General features: G+C 49.2%; 12 protein-coding genes, 1 tRNA gene, 1 pseudogene and 1 other annotated feature. Of the genes and pseudogenes, 4 read left to right on the top strand and 10 right to left on the bottom strand.

What is annotated here, in order from left to right:
• Positions 1 to 81 precede the first annotated feature (81 nt).
• Positions 82 to 927, top strand: coding sequence for a 4Fe-4S binding protein (locus tag J0B03_RS08365; RefSeq protein ID WP_207299165.1), 846 nt, complete (start codon positions 82 to 84; stop codon positions 925 to 927).
• Positions 928 to 1,022: 95 nt separating this feature from the next.
• Here the strand turns inward: J0B03_RS08365 and J0B03_RS08360 are convergent.
• The 3 genes and pseudogenes from J0B03_RS08360 to proS all read right to left on the bottom strand — a co-directional run bounded on the left by J0B03_RS08360 (position 1,023) and on the right by proS (position 3,179).
• Positions 1,023 to 1,099: transfer RNA gene (locus J0B03_RS08360), tRNA-Arg, on the bottom strand.
• A 50-nt stretch (positions 1,100 to 1,149) separates the two neighbouring features.
• On the bottom strand, positions 1,150 to 1,731 hold the full coding sequence (locus J0B03_RS08355) for a xanthine phosphoribosyltransferase (protein WP_207299164.1): 582 nt from the start codon (positions 1,729 to 1,731) through the stop codon (positions 1,150 to 1,152).
• Between the two features lie 9 nt (positions 1,732 to 1,740).
• Positions 1,741 to 3,179 (bottom strand): annotated as a pseudogene (proS, locus tag J0B03_RS08350) (proline--tRNA ligase).
• A gap of 42 nt (positions 3,180 to 3,221) precedes the next feature.
• Positions 3,222 to 3,421 (bottom strand) — a binding site (T-box leader).
• A gap of 128 nt (positions 3,422 to 3,549) precedes the next feature.
• Here proS and J0B03_RS08345 point away from each other — a divergent pair.
• The 3 genes from J0B03_RS08345 to J0B03_RS08335 all read left to right on the top strand — a co-directional run bounded on the left by J0B03_RS08345 (position 3,550) and on the right by J0B03_RS08335 (position 7,301).
• Positions 3,550 to 4,233, top strand: a complete 684-nt coding sequence (locus J0B03_RS08345; RefSeq protein ID WP_207299163.1) for a response regulator — start codon at positions 3,550 to 3,552, stop codon at positions 4,231 to 4,233.
• A gap of 3 nt (positions 4,234 to 4,236) precedes the next feature.
• On the top strand, positions 4,237 to 6,003 hold the full coding sequence (locus tag J0B03_RS08340; RefSeq protein WP_207299162.1) for an ATP-binding protein: 1,767 nt from the start codon (positions 4,237 to 4,239) through the stop codon (positions 6,001 to 6,003).
• A 101-nt stretch (positions 6,004 to 6,104) separates the two neighbouring features.
• Positions 6,105 to 7,301 carry a hypothetical protein gene (locus J0B03_RS08335; protein WP_207299161.1) on the top strand — a complete coding sequence of 399 codons (1,197 nt, stop codon included), beginning with the start codon at positions 6,105 to 6,107 and terminating at the stop codon, positions 7,299 to 7,301.
• A gap of 77 nt (positions 7,302 to 7,378) precedes the next feature.
• On the opposite strand, the gene pyk is transcribed toward J0B03_RS08335, so the two are convergent.
• From pyk to J0B03_RS08300, 7 genes are all read right to left on the bottom strand, one after another.
• Positions 7,379 to 9,121 carry a pyruvate kinase gene (gene pyk / locus J0B03_RS08330; RefSeq protein WP_207299160.1) on the bottom strand — a complete coding sequence of 581 codons (1,743 nt, stop codon included), beginning with the start codon at positions 9,119 to 9,121 and terminating at the stop codon, positions 7,379 to 7,381.
• A gap of 28 nt (positions 9,122 to 9,149) precedes the next feature.
• Entirely contained in the window at positions 9,150 to 10,109 is a 960-nt protein-coding gene (pfkA, locus tag J0B03_RS08325) for a 6-phosphofructokinase (protein WP_207299159.1), read from the bottom strand.
• A 23-nt stretch (positions 10,110 to 10,132) separates the two neighbouring features.
• The gene (locus tag J0B03_RS08320) at positions 10,133 to 13,591 is read right to left on the bottom strand and encodes a DNA polymerase III subunit alpha (RefSeq protein WP_207299158.1); all 3,459 of its coding nucleotides are present in this window, start codon (positions 13,589 to 13,591) and stop codon (positions 10,133 to 10,135) included.
• Positions 13,592 to 13,690: 99 nt separating this feature from the next.
• A complete protein-coding gene (gene whiA, locus J0B03_RS08315; RefSeq protein ID WP_207299157.1) occupies positions 13,691 to 14,629 on the bottom strand; it encodes a DNA-binding protein WhiA in 939 nt (312 codons plus the stop codon).
• A 14-nt stretch (positions 14,630 to 14,643) separates the two neighbouring features.
• Positions 14,644 to 15,633 carry a gluconeogenesis factor YvcK family protein gene (locus tag J0B03_RS08310; RefSeq protein ID WP_207299156.1) on the bottom strand — a complete coding sequence of 330 codons (990 nt, stop codon included), beginning with the start codon at positions 15,631 to 15,633 and terminating at the stop codon, positions 14,644 to 14,646.
• Between the two features lies 1 nt (position 15,634).
• Positions 15,635 to 16,510, bottom strand: coding sequence for an RNase adapter RapZ (gene rapZ / locus J0B03_RS08305; protein WP_207299155.1), 876 nt, complete (start codon positions 16,508 to 16,510; stop codon positions 15,635 to 15,637).
• On the bottom strand, positions 16,507 to 17,250 hold the full coding sequence (locus tag J0B03_RS08300; RefSeq protein ID WP_207299154.1) for a PHP domain-containing protein: 744 nt from the start codon (positions 17,248 to 17,250) through the stop codon (positions 16,507 to 16,509). The genes rapZ and J0B03_RS08300 overlap by 4 nt, the downstream gene beginning before the upstream one ends.
• Between the last annotated feature and the right edge of the window lie 86 nt (positions 17,251 to 17,336).

Raw genomic sequence — 17,336 nt, 5'->3', positions numbered from 1 at the left:
ACAGAATATTTCGTTGGTTTGATGCGGTAATCTATCAAACCTTCTAAATGTGTACTATACTAGTATGAAAGGAGTGATCAAATGAACAGGCAAGATCTAATAAAAATAACATCGAACTATGTCGAAAACTCAGAGGGCAATTACATAACGAACGAAATTGCTATTTCCAAAAATCTTGCGGAATTAAAGATCTTTGAAGCTCCTATTTTTGCTTTTGGTGCTACCGATGATGTGTATTTCAAAAGACTAAAAGGCGAAAATGTAATAGGAGATCATTTTATGCTTCCACAGGAATGGTTGCCAACATCTAAAACAGTTATTTCCTTTTTCTTGCCATTTACTGCGGATGTAAAAAAAGGCAACCAAAAAGAATTGGTATGGCCTTCCAACGAATGGCTTCATGCACGATACGAGGGTCAGGCTTTTATCAACAAGTTTTGTCAATACCTGAGTTCCGAGCTGATAAACGCTGGTTATAAAAGCATTGCTCCGTCTTTAGATGAACGGTTTTGGTCAAAAGTTGGTTATGACAACGATGCACAAAAATCAGATGACAATCACCAAACCGGCGGAATATACACAAGCAACTGGTCTGAAAGACACGTGGCATTTGTATGCGGACTTGGTACGTTCGGACTTTCCAAAGGCCTCATTACTTCTAAGGGTGTAGCCGGTAGATTTGGCAGCATTGTAACGGAGCTTCCTGTATCCCCAGACAAAAGAAAATACGAAGATATTTATGAGTATTGTTCCATGTGCGGCGAATGCGCAAAAAAATGTCCAGTGGATGCAATATCCATAGAAAATGGGAAAAATCACGATCTTTGCGCTGCATTCTTAAATGAAACTTTCGAAAAGTTTCAACCCAGATATGCTTGTGGTAAATGCCAAGTGGGCGTGGCTTGCGAAAATTCTATTCCTTCATAGTTAAATCCGAAAAACCATTAATGAATTACTTATGTGGGATAAATGTGGGAAAATAAAAAAATCAGGACTCCGAAAAGTCCTGAAACATAGGCGTATGGCGTGCCCGGAGGGATTCGAACCCACGACCTCTTGATTCGTAGTCAAGCACTCTATCCGGCTGAGCTACGGGCACATCATTAGGTATTATACCACAGATATGCCCCATTGGTTAAGCTATTTCCGTTAAATTTCTTCCCGGAACAGGATCTTTCCATCTTCCATGGACTCTACAATGGCCAGGCTCTTCAGATCGATGCCCATGCTTCGAACTTCGTCTCCGCCGCCTTGGAACCCCTTTTCAATGACGATCCCCACTCCCTGGAGGGTTGCTCCCGCCTGGTCGATGATGTCGCTCAGGCCCAGGATCGCCTTCCCGTTGGCCAGGAAGTCGTCGATGACCAGAATGTTTTCTCCTTGGTGGAGGTACTTCTTCGACACCATGACATTGTAGGATCTTTGCTTGGTGAAGGAATACACTTCACTGTGATATACATCAGCACTCAAGTTGAGGGCTGATGTCTTTTTGGCAAAGACCACCGGTACGCAGCCGAACCGCTGGGCCACCACGCAGGCCAGACCGATGCCGGATGCTTCAATGGTGAGGATCTTGTCGATCTTCTTGTCCTTGAAGTATTCCTTAAACGCTTTTCCGATCTCGTCGAATAGTGCCACATCGATCTGGTGGTTCAGGAAAGAATCCACCTTCAGGATGTCTTTCCCGATGACCACACCGTCCTCCAAAATCCGCTTCTTCAACAGTTCCATATCGTCCTCTTAATAGGCTCTGGCGAAATAAGCCATCTGATCCGCTTTTTCCCCACAGCATACACAATTGCCTTCGCCGATGACTTCCTGCTCAAAAGGTACACAGCGCAGTGTGGCGCCGGTCTCTTCCTTGATCTTGTCTTCGCATTCCCTGCTTCCACACCACATGGCTTTGATGAAGCCGGGATTTTTTGCAAGGTTTTCCTTGAATTCTTTCAGATCCACTGCCGTAGAGGTTTTTTCTTCCCGCATAGCCAATGCTTTGTCGAAGAGGTTTTGCTGGATCTCTTCCAGCAGTTGACCAACCTTTTCGTTGAGTTCATCCAAGGATACGGTCACTTTATCCCCCGTATCTCTTCTGGCCAGGACGCATTGTCCGTTTTCGATGTCCCTTGGTCCGATCTCCAACCGGATGGGAACGCCTTTCATTTCCCACTGGTTGAACTTCCAACCGGGAGAATAGGCATCGGAATCGTCGATCTCCGCCCGGAATTCGTCTTTCAATCCGTTGAATACCTCCCAGGCCTTGTCCAGGACCCCTTCCTTGTGTTGAGCGATGGGCAACACCACGATCTGAGTAGGTGCGATCTTCGGCGGCATGACCAAGCCATTGTCGTCCCCATGGACCATGATGATGGCACCGATGAGCCTGGTGGAGATCCCCCAGGATGTATGGTAGGGATAGGCCTGGTTGTTGTCCCGATCCAGGTAGGTGATGTCGAATGCTTTAGTGAAGTGCTGTCCCAGGTTATGGGAAGTTCCCGACTGGAGGGCCTGTCCGTCGTGCATCAACGCTTCCATGGTATAGGTGGAATAGGCTCCGGCAAACTTTTCCTTTTCGCTTTTCTTGCCGACCACCATGGGAATGGCCATGAACTCTTCTGCAACGGAACGATAGATGTCCAGCATCTGCATGGTTTCTTCCTGGGCCTCATCATAGGTTTCATGCAAGGTGTGGCCTTCCTGCCACAGGAATTCCGACGTTCTCAGAAAGGGTCGGGTGGTTTTTTCCCAACGGACCACACTGCACCACTGGTTGTACAGGTAGGGCAACTGCCGGTAGGTGTTGAGCCACTTGGAGTACATGCTGCAGATGATGGTCTCCGACGTGGGTCGAATGCAAAGACGCTCTCCCAGCTCCTTGTCCCCCCGTGGGTGACCCATGCCACTTCCGGTGCAAACCCCTCCACGTGCTCCGCTTCCTTCTTCAGCAAACTTTCCGGAATGAGCAGCGGAAAATACATGTTTTTATGCCCGGTTTCCTTGAACCGCTTGTCGTACTCCTTTTGAATGTTCTCCCAAATGGCATATCCATAAGGCCGAATGACCATAAAACCTTTTACCGGCGAGTAGTCCACCAACTCCGTCTTGGAAATGACATCCGTGTACCATTGGGCAAAGTCCTGATCCATCGGCGTGATGGCTTCCACTTTTTGCTTTTTCCCCATTTTTCTGTATCCTCCTTCTCCAAAATAAAAAAACTCCCATCCTCAAAGGACGGAAGTGACTCCGCGGTACCACCTTTATTAACACAAAAATAAATGTTCCACTTGTTTTGATAACGCATCGCTGCGGCATGGTTTTCATGCAACTCCAAGGCGGGTTCAGCCAACACCGGTACGGATCTTTCACCATCGTCCGCTCTCTAAAACCAAGGTTTGTGCTTAATATTCCTCTTCTTTGTCTTTGTCGATATGCCATACATTATAAGAAAATTCCTTGATTCTGTCAACGATTTTTACCCGCTCATGTTTTTTCTCGATTTTTACTGCAAATAATATATAATAGAGTCAGAATAGGAATGAAGGTGGTGTTCTTTTGAACGAAAAAATATTGGTAGTGGATGATGAACGGTCCATCAACGATTTGATCCGACTGGATCTGGAGTTTGAAGGCTACGTGGTGGAAAGTGCCTTCGACGGACAGGAAGCCCTGGACAAGGTGGAATCCTTTCACCCGGACTTGATCGTCCTGGATGTCATGCTTCCGAAGATCAACGGCTTTGATGTATGCAAACGGGTCAATGCCGATAAAAGCATCCCCATCATTTTGCTGACGGCAAAAACCGACGTCATCGACCGGGTACTGGGCTTGGAACTTGGTGCAGACGACTATCTGACCAAACCCTTTGACAACCGGGAGCTGCTGGCACGGGTCAAGGCCCTGCTTCGACGTTCCCAGGTGGTCATCAAGGAAGAGCGGGATGTGCTGGAAAACAACGAGATCGTCGTGACCCTCAGTGAGCGCAAGGTCCTGATCAAAGGCGACGAGATCCACCTGACCCCGAAAGAGTACGAGCTGCTGCTACTGCTCATTTCCAGTCCGGAACAGGTATTTTCCAGAGAAGTGCTTCTGGAAAAAGTTTGGGGATATGATTACTTCGGGGATACCAGGACGGTGGACATGCATATCCAGCGGATCCGAAAAAAGATCGCCGATCACTCGGATCACGAATACATCCAAACCATTTTTGGAGTAGGTTATAAAATGAGGAAATTTTGATCGATGAAATTGACCTTTCGCACGAAATTTATTTTGGCAAACATGGTAGTGGTCCTTTTGACCATGATGTTTCTTGCCATCTTTGTCATTCAAGGATTGATGTACTACAACTTCGACAACACCCAGGAACAGCTGATCGCCAAAGGACGGGAGACCCAGTTCTACGTCAATCAGGAGATCCGGGCATTGGACAGCGCCGGAGGAAATGTATCGGCGTATTTGGGCAACGCCCTGGCCCTTTCGGAGGACCTCTCCCGGATCAACAACACCCGGGTGCTCCTCTACGACCTGGAAGGCTTTCTTATTGCCGACTCCGCCAACTTGGAAGCTCCTGAAGATCTTCAGCAATTGGAAGAAGTGCAAATCGCATTGGAACTGGATACGGGGAAGTCTGTTTCCGTCTACAAAAGAGCGGACCGGCGAAGCAGCATCTATTACGCCATGCCTCTTTTTGTCGGGGCGGAGAAGCTGGGGGCCGCCCTGCTGATCCAACCCATGGATTACCTGGATGATCTCATTACCCAGATCGTCCTGCTGTTTTCCATTGCCAGCATCGTGGGCTTCATTATCGTCTTTTTGGTAAGTCATTTGCTCTCCGTCTCCATATTCAAGCCGATCCGGAAACTGGTGGAAACCACCAAAGAGCTGGCCGCCGGTGATTTTGATCAACAGCTGGTTTATGACGCCGACGACGAGATCGGAAACCTGACCAAAAATTTCAACACCATGAGCCAGCAGATCAAGGACAAGTTGTCCCAGATCGAAAACGAAAAACAAAAGATGACCTCCATCATCTCCTCCATCGGAGACGGTGTCATTGCCTTGGACTTGGACAACAAGGCTTTTATCATCAATGATTCGGCCAGAGAGATCCTGAGCCTGTACGACGACAGCAAAGGCCTGTCAAGCTTGTTCGACAAGGAAGACCTTGCAGATGTCATCGACCAGGTGGTCCGGGAACAAAAGGACCTCTCCAGAGAGATCGAGTACAACAACAAGCATCTCCATGTTTACTGCAACCTGATCCAAAGCGAAAAGAAAACCATCGGCATTCTGCTGGTGGTGCGGGACATCACCAAGATCGTGGAATTGGAGAACCAGCAGCGCCTCTTCATCAGCAGCGTGTCCCACGAACTGCGAACGCCCCTGACCACCATCATCGGTTACAGCGACCTGCTGCAGCGGCGGGGCGTGGATAATCCGGACCTGTTGATGAAAAGTTTGCAGACCATCCATGCAGAAGGCCAACGACTCCTTCGACTGGTCAGTGATCTTTTGGACCTGGCAAATTACGAAAACACCCAGTTCCAAATGATCTTCTCCGCCTTGGATCTGAATGCACTGCTGGAAGACGTCATCGGACAGATGCAGATCAAATCCGGCAGATACAACATCGACATCGTGTACAATAGTACGGAACTTCCCATCATCAAAGGAGACCGGGATCGATTGAAACAGGTCATGATCAACATTCTGGACAATGCCATCAAATATTCTCAAACTGGCGATATCATTCGCGTGCTGGCTACAAAAGAGAAGGATTCCATCCTGGTTTCCGTACGAGACTTTGGTCCCGGCATCCCTGGAGAACAGGTGCAACATATATTTGACGCCTTTTACCGGGTGGATGAGGATCGCTCCAGGGAATACGGCGGCAGCGGGTTGGGCCTGGCCATCGTAAAAGACATCGTGGAGAGGCATGGCGGCGACGTCCAGGTAGAAAGCAAAATGGGAGAAGGAACCATGATCTTGTTCCGACTGCCGGCTTAAGGGATGAGCTTTACATATTTTTTACATTCTATTGCGCATTATGGACACAGAAAAGCGTTACAATGTGGAGGAGAGTATTTTACTACGAAAGGACTTCCATCATGTTTAAAACCAGAATTCTGTTCATTATAATATTGATCATGAGCATCGTCGCTGGAGGCTGTACGCCCTTGTTCATTAAAGAAAACGAACCGGTCATCCTTCAGGACCAAAGGACTACGGCCGACACGGAATTTACCATCCAATCCGACAACAACATGAACATCTCCATCGAAAGCGTCAACAGCAAGCTGACAGACGGCATCGTTTGGGACATCTCTCGGGACGGCATGGATTTGTTGGTGTCTGATTTTACGGAAAACCTCCTTCAGCAGGATGGTCAACCGACCAGCGATCAGATCCTCAACATGGGATCCTACAATTTCGATACGGACCAGTACAATCCGTTTTTGATTTCCACGAAAAATCAATTCAACGGATTTGTCGACTACAAAAACAAAGGCTACTACTATCTGGAAAATACGGAAAGCAACCCAGCCCTTCAACCCAGATATCGACTGCTATGGAGCGACTTGGAGGGAGACGCCACCAAGTCCATCAGCAGCTCTGACGAAAACATATCTCCAGGCTACAGTCTTGTCAACGATGACCTGATCATCTACGGCAACCAGCGAGGCGAGATCCGCTTGGTCAACCGGGAATCCACCTTGACCAAACCGGATGGTACCAGCAGGGTCTACCAATTGAGCAAGCGGCTGGCTATCATGCAGATCGATTTGTGGGAAGAAGAAAATATGGCCGTATTCGGTGCCTACGACAACGACACCAAAACCTACAACCTGTACCTGGCATCCTTGACGAAACAAAATCCGGAACCTGTAATGATCCAGGAAAATGTTTTTTATTTTCAACTGTCCAGAGAAGCAGGAAAGTTGTTGTACAGTGCCAGCGGAGAAAGGGAAATGCAGCGGCTGATCCTCTACGATCTGAAAAATGCATCCCACAAGGTATTGAAAAACAGCTACCTGGGACTGTTCGCCTTCACTCGACTGGGGGACAAGATCGTCTACAGCGAACGGGCCGACTCCTCTTCCAACAGCCAGAACCTTTGGATCATGGACCAGGAGGGCAACAATGCCACCCAGCTGGCCTCCAACGTCAACATTTACGGGTATCGAGTAGTTTTTCACCCTTATCAGACCACCATATACTTTACGGTATTTGATATCGGCGACAATACAAAAGACACGCAAAACATTAACTACAGCGTATTCTCCATCGACTATTCCCTTTATTAAGCAAAAACATGGAAAAGGACCATGGCGCAGTTCTCCCTCCGGAGTTGCACCTTGGTCCTTTTTTTATTTTTGTTTTTCTAAACTCTGGCCTTCCCTTGGTAAATGTAGCCGCCTTGGGGATCGATGGTGATCACGCTACCGTCCTGGATCTTGTCCGTGGCCTCGTCCACGCCAAGTATGATGGGGATCTTGAACTGCAATGCAGCAATGGCGCCCTGGGAAGTGTATCCCCCTTCTTCCGTAATAATGCCCGAAGCCATCTTGGCAAAATGAATGTTGGTCTCGTCCACTCCATTGACCACCATGATGTCCCCTTCATTGAACATGGAATCCGGATCCTTGGTCACCCTGGCCGTTGCCGTGACGCCTTTCTTCCCGATCCCGCTTCCATTAAGCAAGACATTGCCGATGGTTTGTACTTTCAGCAAGTTGGTGGTTCCTTTTACACCCAAGGGTACCCCGGCGCTGATGACCACCAGGTCTCCACAATGGAGTACCCCTTGTTCCACTCCAATGAGGAGGGATTCTTCAAACAAGGTATCCGTATTGTCAAAGGTCTTCGTCACAAGGCACTGGACTCCCCACACCAGGCTCAATTTGCGCTGGACCCGCCCATCGTCGGTTATGGCGATGATGGGTGCGCTGGGTCGGAATTTGGAAACCATTCGTGCCGTATGACCCGACGAAGTGGCCGTTACGATGGCCGAAGCATGAAGCTGTTCCGCCGTAGAACAGGTGGAATGGCTGATAACATTGGTCACGGAAACCTCTCCTGTAAAACGATGTCTGGCCATTTTCAGTAAAAATGCTTCCGATTCTTCCGTTTTGGCAGCGATCCGGTTCATGGTCTCCACGCTTTCCACCGGATATCTTCCCGCCGCCGTTTCTCCGGAGAGCATGATGGCGTCGGTGCCGTCAAAGATGGCATTGGCCACATCCGTTACTTCCGCCCGGGTCGGTCTTGGATTTCGGATCATGGAATCCAGCATCTGGGTCGCCGTGATGACCGGTTTGCCCACTTCATTGCATTTTTGAATGATGGATTTTTGGGCCAAAGGCACTTCTTCCGGCGATACCTCCACACCCAGGTCTCCCCTGGCCACCATGATGCCATCGGAAACTTCAATGATCTGATCGATGTTGTCGAGACCTTCCCGATTTTCGATCTTGCTGATGATGTGGATGTGCTCTCCTTCGTTGTCTTCCAGCACCTTGCGGATGGAAAGTACGTCGTCTCTTCTTCGGACAAAAGAGGCTGCAATGTAGTCCACCCCTTCTTTGATCCCGAATATGATGTCTTCCCTGTCTTTTTCCGTAATGGCCGGCAATTTGATATTGATGTTCGGAAAATTCAAGCTTTTGTTGTTGCTCAATTCTCCTCCATTTTCGACGACACAATGGATCTCATTTCCATCCACTTGTGTCACCGTCAACTGGATCAAGCCGTCATCTGCCAAGATGGTGTTGCCCGGTTCCACTTCATGCACCAAATTCTTGTAGGTGATGCTCACTCTGGTTTGGTCTCCAAGGATCTCCTCTGCCGTCAGAGTAAAGGGGTCGCCCTTTGCCAAAAGAATCTTCCCTTGGGAAAACTGTCGGATCCGGATCTCCGGTCCCTTGGTATCCAGCATGATAGCCACCGGCCGATTCAATTCCCTGCTTACTTCTTTGACCAAGTCGATCTTTTTTTTGTGTTCCGGGTAGGTGCCGTGGGAGAAATTAAGCCTGGCCACGTTCATGCCGCTCTCGATCAACCGCTGGATCATTTCCCTGGTTTCGCTGGCAGGGCCCAGAGTGCATACTATCTTTGTTTTTCTCATATAACGTTTTTCCTCCAATGGTATCGAATTAGATGGACAGGACATCGGCGATCCTGTACGCTTCCATATCGAACTCTTTCTTTATTTCCAATGCTTCGTTGGTGTCCATGTCCAGGTATTTGTTGTCTCGGATGCCGATGACTCGGTTGGTTTTTCCATCCAACAATAAATTGACGGCCATGTATCCCATGCGGCTGGCCAAAATCCGGTCGAAAGCCGTAGGGCTTCCGCCCCGTTGGATGTATCCCAGGTTGGTTCCCCTGGTGGATACGCCGGTTTTTTCTTCGATCTTTTTGCAAAAATCTTCAAAGTTGCCCACGCCTTCCGCCAGGACGATGATGCTGTGGAGTTTGCCTCGATCTTTTCCACGAAGCAGCTTGTCGCTAATGGCATCCAGGTCGTAGTCTCTTTCCGGTACCAAAATGGATTCCGCACCGCCGGCCAGGCCGGCAAACAATGCGATTTCTCCGCAATCCCGACCCATGACTTCCACTACGTTGACCCGGTTGTGGGAACTGGTGGTGTCCCGGATCTTGCCGATGGCATCCAGGGCCGTGTTCAGGGCCGTGTCAAATCCGATGGAATAGTCGGTGCATCCGATGTCGTTGTCGATGGTCCCCGGCAAGCTGATGGTGTTGACGCCCTTGTTGCTGAGGGCTCTTGCTCCTTTGAAAGAGCCGTCTCCACCGATAACGATCAGACTGTCGATGTTGAATTCCTCCAGCACCTGGATGGCCTTTTTCTGACCTGCATCCGTCTTGAAGTATTCGCTTCGGGAAGACCGCAGGATGGTTCCTCCCCGATGGATGATGTCCGCTACGGAATATACATTGAGAGGCTCAATGTCTTCTTCCAGCAATCCGGAAAATCCCCGTTTGATCCCATATACTTCCACTTTGTTGTAGACCGCTGTTCGCACGACAGCACGAATGGCCGCGTTCATTCCCGGTGCGTCTCCTCCGCTGGTCAATACACCTATTCGTTTCATAAGAACCCTCCCTTGGTTTACTTCTATTGAATGATCTCCACGTTTCCTTTGCCCATGATCTGGCAAAGGGCTTCGATTGCTTCACTGGATTCCTGGACCCAAAGAGACTTGCTCGCCTTGTATTTGCGGTCCTCTTCCCGGGAGTACAAAACGATGGGCTTGTCCCCCCGGTATTTTTGCAACACTTCCTTCATCTGCTGGATCTTTTGATCTCCCATGTTTTCCACGGAGATCTGCACTCCCTGGAAGCGATCTTTTCGCTTCATCCTTTCCAGCTCCACGATTTCCTCGCAAAGAATGGAAGAGGCCTGATCCTCGCTCATGTTCAGCCTTCCCTTGATCAGAAGCTTGTTGTCCAGGTCCAGCAAATGTTCATATCTGGCGTAAACGGTGGGAAAAACCACCACCTCGATGGCTCCATACAGATCCTCCATGGTCAAAAAACACATGGTCTGGTTCTTTTTCGTCAACAAATTTTTCTTGGCACCAACAATGCCGCCAATGGTGACCATTTGGCCGTCCCTCAAACCTGCATCCGCCATTTCTTCATAGTGATCGATGATCCCGCCATTTACGGTACTGGATTTTTCCAGCAGTTCTCGGTAGGATTCCAGGGGGTGGCCGGTGATGTAGAGTCCCAGCATCTCCTTTTCCAGCAAGAGGCGATAACCTTCTTCGTATTCCGGAATGTCAGGATAGACTTCTTTCGGTCCGCTCCAGGCCGAATCGTTGGCAAACAAGGAGATCTGCCCGTCGATCTTGTATTTTCGATCTGTTTGGATGTTGTCGATGATCTTCTCATAGGTATGCATCAATTGGGAACGATAGACGCCGAAGGAGTCAAAGGCTCCGCATTTGATCAGGCTTTCGATGGCCCGCTTGTTGAGCACCTTCATGTCGGATCGGGAACAGAAATCCCCAAAAGTGGTGTACGGGCCTTCCTTGCGGTTTCGAATGATGCTCTTTACCGCGTTTTCGCCGACATTTTTGACGGCTGTCAATCCAAACCGGATCTTGTCGGCCACGACAGTGAAATCTTCATGGCTTTCATTCACATCCGGCGGCATGACTTGAATGCCCATTTTTTTCCCGTCGGCGATATATTGGGCCACTTTCGTTTCATTGCCCCGAACACTGGTGAGCAAGGCGGCCATGAATTCTACAGGATAGTGCTTTTTCAACCATGCCGTCTGATAGGCGATGACCGCATACGCGGCGGCATGGGATTTGTTGAAGGCATATTTGGCGAAATCGATCATCTGGTCGTAGATCTTGTTGGCCTGCTCCACGGAGACCCCCCGTCGCAGGGCTCCGTCCACCAGGACCTTGCCTTCCTGGTCGGTTTCTCCGTAAATGAAGACCTTTCTTTCCGCTTCCATGACATCCATTTTTTTCTTGGACATGACCCGGCGCACCAGGTCGCTACGTCCCATGGAATAGCCGGCCACATCCCGGACGATCTGCATGACCTGTTCCTGATAGACCATGCTGCCGTAGGTCACATCAAGAATGGGCCGCAGGATCTCATGGATATAGGTGATCTCTTTTGGATTTTTTTTATTTCGTATGTACATGGGGATCTGCTCCATGGGACCTGGACGGTAGAGGCTGATCCCGGCAATGATGTCTTCGAAAGAGTCGGGACGAAGGTTGGACATGAAACGCTGCATCCCGGCGCTTTCCAGTTGAAAGATCCCCAGGGTGTCCCCACTGGAAATCAGATCATATACGTCCTTGTCGTCAAAGGGAAGTTGATCCATATCCAGAGTGATCCCCTTGCTTTTTTCCACATTGAGGACCGCATCCCGGATCACTGTCAACGTCCGAAGACCCAGAAAATCCATTTTCAACAATCCCAGCTCTTCCAGCAAAGTCATGGTGAACTGGGTGGTGATGGAATCGTTGTTCCGATATAAGGGCACGTGTTCCACCACCGGCTTGTTGGAGATCACCACTCCCGCCGCATGGGTGGAGGCATGTCTGGAAAGTCCCTCTACGGACCGGGACATGTCGATAAGTTCTTGCGTTTGTGGATCTTCCTTGCACAATTCCACCAGCTTGGGATTGACCCTCAATGCCTTTTCAATGGTCATCCCGATCTCCATGGGGATCAGTTTGGCCACCTTGTCCACTTTGTTGTAAGGAATGTTCATGGATCGTCCCACATCCCGAATGGCCGCTCTGGCAGCCATGGTACCGAAGGTGATGATCTGGGCCACATGATCGTGTCCGTATTTTTCCACCACATAATCGATGACTTCCTGTCTTCGTTCGTAGCAGAAATCAATGTCGATATCCGGCATGGAAATTCGATCCGGATTCAAAAAACGTTCGAAAATCAAATTGTATTCGATGGGGTCGATGGTAGTGATGTCCAGCACATAAGATACTATACTTCCAGCGGCACTGCCTCGTCCCGGACCCACCATGATCCCATTGTCTTTGGCGTATTTGATGAAATCCCATACGATCAGGAAATAATCGTTGTAACCCATCTCGTCGATGACCTGCAGTTCGTATTCCAAGCGGCTGGTCAGTTGTTCATCTTCCTTTGCATACTTTTTATGCAAACCCTGAAAACAAAGCTCCCTCAAGTATTCCTTGGGCTTCGTTCCCTCCGGCAAAGGGTATCGGGGCAGATGGATCTGGTCGAAAGAAAATTCCAGGTTGCACTTGTCCGCTATGATCTGGGTGTTATCCAGTACTTCCGGCAGATCAGAAAACAATGCCTCCATGTCGGAACGGCTTTTCAAATAGAATTCATCGTTGGGAAAGCGCATCCGGTTTTCGTCGTCCACGTTGGTGGCGGTCTGGATACATAAAAGTATATCATGGCTCTTGGCATTTTCCTTATGTACATAATGCACATCGTTGGTGGCCACCATTGGTATATTCAGTCGGCGGGATATGTCCACCAGTCCTTCATTGACCGGTTTTTGTTCCGGCATGCGATGGTCCTGCAGCTCCAGATAAAAGTCATCCCCAAAAATCTCCTGATAGGTCCTGGCTGTTTCCACGGCTTTCTCCATGTCTTGTCCGGATATGGCCCTGGGGATCTCCCCTGCCAGGCAGGCACTCAAACAGACCAGTCCTTCTGCATGGTCACGAAGATAGTCCACATCCACCCGGGGCTTGTAATAGAATCCGTCTACAAAACCGGCAGAAACGATCTTCATGAGATTTTCATATCCGGTCCGATCTTTTGCCAGCAAGACCAGATGGTATGGATTGGAGTCCAGTTTGGATTCCTTGCTGTCCATGCTGCGGGGTGCAACGTATACTTCACAGCCGATGATGGGTTTGATCCCTTCTCTTTTGCAGGCCTTGTAAAAATCCACCACGCCAAACATGACGCCATGGTCCGTTATGGCAAGGCTGCTCATCCCCAGTTCTTTAGCCTGGGTGACCAGATCGTCCATTTTGCAGAATCCGTCCAGCAGGCTGAACTCCGTATGCAAGTGCAGGTGTGTAAAAGAACCCATATCCAAATCTCCAATCTTCTTGCCCCTTTGTTTCTTGTTTATTATAAAGGGAACTGTTTGTATCGTCAATATTTTCCCACTGGGACACTATTGTCCCGGTTAGAGCTGTTCTGCGATCTCCACGATCTTTTTGAGGCGATGATTGATCCCCGATTTTCCCATGGGCGGATCCATCATTTCTCCAAGCTCTTTTAAAGATGCTTCCTGGTTGTTCATGCGAAGCTCTGCGATCTCCCGCAGGTTGGGAGGAAGCTTGTCCAGCCCGATGGTCTTTCGGATCCGTTCGATGCAATCCACCTGTTTCCAGGCCGCCTCTACCGTCTTGGTCAGATTGGCGGTTTCGCAATTGACGATCCGGTTGACATTGTTTCGCATATCCTTTACGATCCGTATGTTTTCGATATCCAGCAGGGCGCTGTGGGCGCCAATGATGCTTAGCAGGGTGATGATCTGTTCCGAATCCTTGAGATACACCACAAAGTTGCCTTTGCGTTCGATGATCTTGGATGTGAGATCAAAAGAATTGATGACTTTCATCAAATTCACGGCATACTCTTCATTGGATGTGACAAACTCCAGGTGGTAGGTTTTTTCCGGATCTGAAATGGAACCGGCGCCAAGAAAGGCTCCTCGCAAATAGGCTTTTCTGGTTTCCCGGTTTTCCTGAAAACGCTGTGGTATTTCTTCCAGCAGGGTCAAATAGCCGTCCTTGCGGCCGACGATCCCCAGATCCTGAAGGATGTTCATGGCTTCCTGGGGGGAAACCACCCGTACCGTATATACATTCCGGTTCTTGAACTGTTTGTTTTTACTGGTGACCACTTCCACCTCTACTCGATAGACCGCCTTGAATGACTTGAAAGCATGTCTGGCGATGGCGGCATTTTCCGTCTTGATCTGAAATGTCATTTCGCCTACCCCTTCGTATTTCAGGCTGCCGCCCATATGGATCAGGGCAGACAATTCTGCGGAGAGGATCTCCCGGTTGTTGGTCTCCAAACGGCTCAGATCGCTTTTGGTTTTTGATGAAAAACTCATGAAATTTCCTCCGTTTACACTTTTTCCAAGATCGCTTCCGCCACCTTGTAGGCATTGTGTCGTATATATTGACTTTTGATTTCTGAGAAGTCGTCCTTGATCAGTTCATAAGACATGCCCGCGAATCTCTCCTCCAGAAATCGGACACGGGCGGCTCCGCCCTGTTGATATTTTTCCAAAGATTCGCCCAGTTCTTTTCCCCGGTTGATGACGATGTAGTCAAAAATCTCCTGGCTGTCGCATTTCATATGGGCGGCGATGGCCTGGACATGGTCCCACACGTCATATCCTTCCGTTTCCCCGGGCTGGGTCATAATATTGGATATGTAGAACCGTTTCGCTTTCGTTTTCAACAGGGCCTCTTTCATCCCCTCTACCAAAAGATTGGGAATGATGCTCGTATACAGGCTTCCAGGTCCGATGATGATCGCCTGGGCGTCCATAATGGCGTCGATGGCCTCCGGTAGTGGTTTGGCATCTGCCGGATCGATGGATACTTCCTTTATTTTCGTCTTTCTTTCAATGGCACGGGCGGGAATGATGGATTCCCCATTTACCGTTTCTCCGTTTTGGAAGGTGGCCCGCAAGGTGATCTGATCCAGCGAAATCGGAAGAACCGTCCCTTTGATGGCCATGACATCGCTGGCATTTTTGACCGCTTCCATAAAATTGCCGCTGATGCCGTTCATGGCCGCCAGAAACAAATTTCCGAAACTCTGCCCTTTGAGCATGCCTTCTTCAAATCGGTAATTGAGCAGCTGCTGCATGATCCCTTCATCATCGGCTAGCGCCAGAATGCAGCTTCGAATGTCCCCTGGAGGAAGCATGCCCAGGTCTTCCCGCAGAACTCCGGATCCTCCGCCGTCATCGGCAACGGTAACAATGGCTGTGATATTCTCCGTGAAAAGTTTCAATCCTCTTAAGATGACGGAACTTCCCGTTCCACCTCCCACAACAACGACACGCTTGTCGTGCTTTTTCAAGGTCCTCTTCTTTCCCACCATATTACTTTTCTCCCTCAGACAAATGCTTTCGAATGTCCCGATGATCGATGACGACCCAGTGTCCGTTTTTTTGGAGGAGTTCCTGGATGTGATTGACCAGGGTGACGGAGCGATGCTGTCCTCCTGTACAGCCGATGGCAACCACCAGCTGGGCTTTGCCTTCCTCCTCGTAGTAAGGAATGGTATATTCCAACAAGTCCATCAATTTTTCCACAAATGCTTGGGTTTGTTCAAAATGAAGGACAAAGTCCTGGACCGGTTTGTCGTTTCCCGTCAAGGCTCTCAGGTGTTCGTCATAAAAGGGGTTTGGCAAAAAACGCACATCGAACAAAAGATCTGCATCCATGGGTATGCCGTATTTGTACCCGAAAGAGACAACGTTGATCAGCATACCGCTGGTGGGCATGTCCTGCAAATATATTTTTTCCAATTCTTCCTTTAACTCTTTTACCGCAAGGCTGGACGTATCGATGATATGGTCTGCCATGGCCCGGATCTTCTCCAGCTTCTCCCGTTCCAATTCCATGGCAACGGAGATCCTGGACTCGGTGGCCAGGGGATGCTTTCTGCGGGATTCCTTGTACCTGGTGACCAGGACATTGTCATGGGCTTCCAGAAACAAAAGGTCAAACTTGAACTTCCGCTCCCGCATCTCCAACAAAACCTGCTCAAAGTCGTCAAAAAAAACTCCGCCCCGGCTGTCTACGCCTACGGCCACGTTTTCGATGTTGTTGTCGGACCGACTACACAGCTCAGCAAAGGTGGGCACCAGCTTTGGCGGCAGGTTGTCCACACAAAAGAATCCCCAGTCTTCAAAAGCCCGTATGGTATTGCTTTTTCCGGCTCCAGACAATCCGGTGATTATCACAAATCTCATTTTGTCCCATCCCCTTCCACATTCATGATCCTCTTTGGATCCAAGCCGGCTTCCTGGGCGATCTTGATCCCTTCTTCCACCATTCCCACATGCCTGCTTTCATGGGCATCGCTGTTGATGGCGAATTTCACCGGGTATTCCATGGCGATCTTCACATCTTTTGCCGTCAGATGACCATGGTGGGCATTGATCTCCAGCAATACTTTTTTCTTTGCCGCCTTTTGGGCGATTTGGGCCATATCCACCGGCACCTTTGCCCCCGGATGGGTGATCATGCGGATCTTATAGCGGTCCATGGCCAGCAGCAAGGCTTTGGTGTTGACCCTTCTGGCTTTTCCTCGAAGAGCGGGAAATCCTTTTGCCAATAGATTCAAGATATAAAACCCGAATATGTCGGAAATTTTTTTTACTCCGACACCATAATGATACCCCACGTTGACCACATCCAACAGTTGGAAGAGTTCTTTGTCCACATCAATGGTCCCGTCCGTTGATATGATGTTTGCTTCCACCCCCAACTCGATCTTGATGGAGGGATATTTCTTTTGAAGATCGTCCGCTTCCTTGCGCATCCGCTTCCAGTTTTCCTTCTTGACGCCGTAAAACAAATGACCGCTTCCGTGGTCCGTTATGGCGATCTTCTTCAGTCCCAGCTCCAGGGCCTGGCGAACATTGTCCTCCATGGATCCCTTTCCATGGCTATATGTGGTATGGGTATGTAGATCCCCAGTAATTTTCATAAAATCACCCCTTCACTTCCCTATATTATATAATAGATTGGCCCTTTTGGCGAAGGCTGAGGAATTCTTCCTTGATAATTATTGGA

The sequence above is a fragment of the Alkalibacter rhizosphaerae genome (assembly GCF_017352215.1).
GTDB classification, from domain to species: domain Bacteria; phylum Bacillota; class Clostridia; order Eubacteriales; family Alkalibacteraceae; genus Alkalibacter; species Alkalibacter rhizosphaerae.
Note: the sequence above shows the minus strand (reverse complement) of the source record. Positions and strands in the feature narration are given on the sequence as shown.

Excerpts from the sequence above, each read along its gene's own strand:
- J0B03_RS08365 (WP_207299165.1), top strand. The coding sequence starts at position 82 with ATGAACAGGCAAGATCTAATAAAAATAACATCGAACTATGTCGAAAAC.
- J0B03_RS08355 (WP_207299164.1), bottom strand. The coding sequence starts at position 1,731 with ATGGAACTGTTGAAGAAGCGGATTTTGGAGGACGGTGTGGTCATCGGG.
- J0B03_RS08340 (WP_207299162.1), top strand. The coding sequence starts at position 4,237 with ATGAAATTGACCTTTCGCACGAAATTTATTTTGGCAAACATGGTAGTG.
- J0B03_RS08335 (WP_207299161.1), top strand. The coding sequence starts at position 6,105 with ATGTTTAAAACCAGAATTCTGTTCATTATAATATTGATCATGAGCATC.
- pyk (WP_207299160.1), bottom strand. The coding sequence starts at position 9,121 with ATGAGAAAAACAAAGATAGTATGCACTCTGGGCCCTGCCAGCGAAACC.
- pfkA (WP_207299159.1), bottom strand. The coding sequence starts at position 10,109 with ATGAAACGAATAGGTGTATTGACCAGCGGAGGAGACGCACCGGGAATG.
- J0B03_RS08320 (WP_207299158.1), bottom strand. The coding sequence starts at position 13,591 with ATGGGTTCTTTTACACACCTGCACTTGCATACGGAGTTCAGCCTGCTG.
- whiA (WP_207299157.1), bottom strand. The coding sequence starts at position 14,629 with ATGAGTTTTTCATCAAAAACCAAAAGCGATCTGAGCCGTTTGGAGACC.
- J0B03_RS08310 (WP_207299156.1), bottom strand. The coding sequence starts at position 15,633 with ATGGTGGGAAAGAAGAGGACCTTGAAAAAGCACGACAAGCGTGTCGTT.
- rapZ (WP_207299155.1), bottom strand. The coding sequence starts at position 16,510 with ATGAGATTTGTGATAATCACCGGATTGTCTGGAGCCGGAAAAAGCAAT.
- J0B03_RS08300 (WP_207299154.1), bottom strand. The coding sequence starts at position 17,250 with ATGAAAATTACTGGGGATCTACATACCCATACCACATATAGCCATGGA.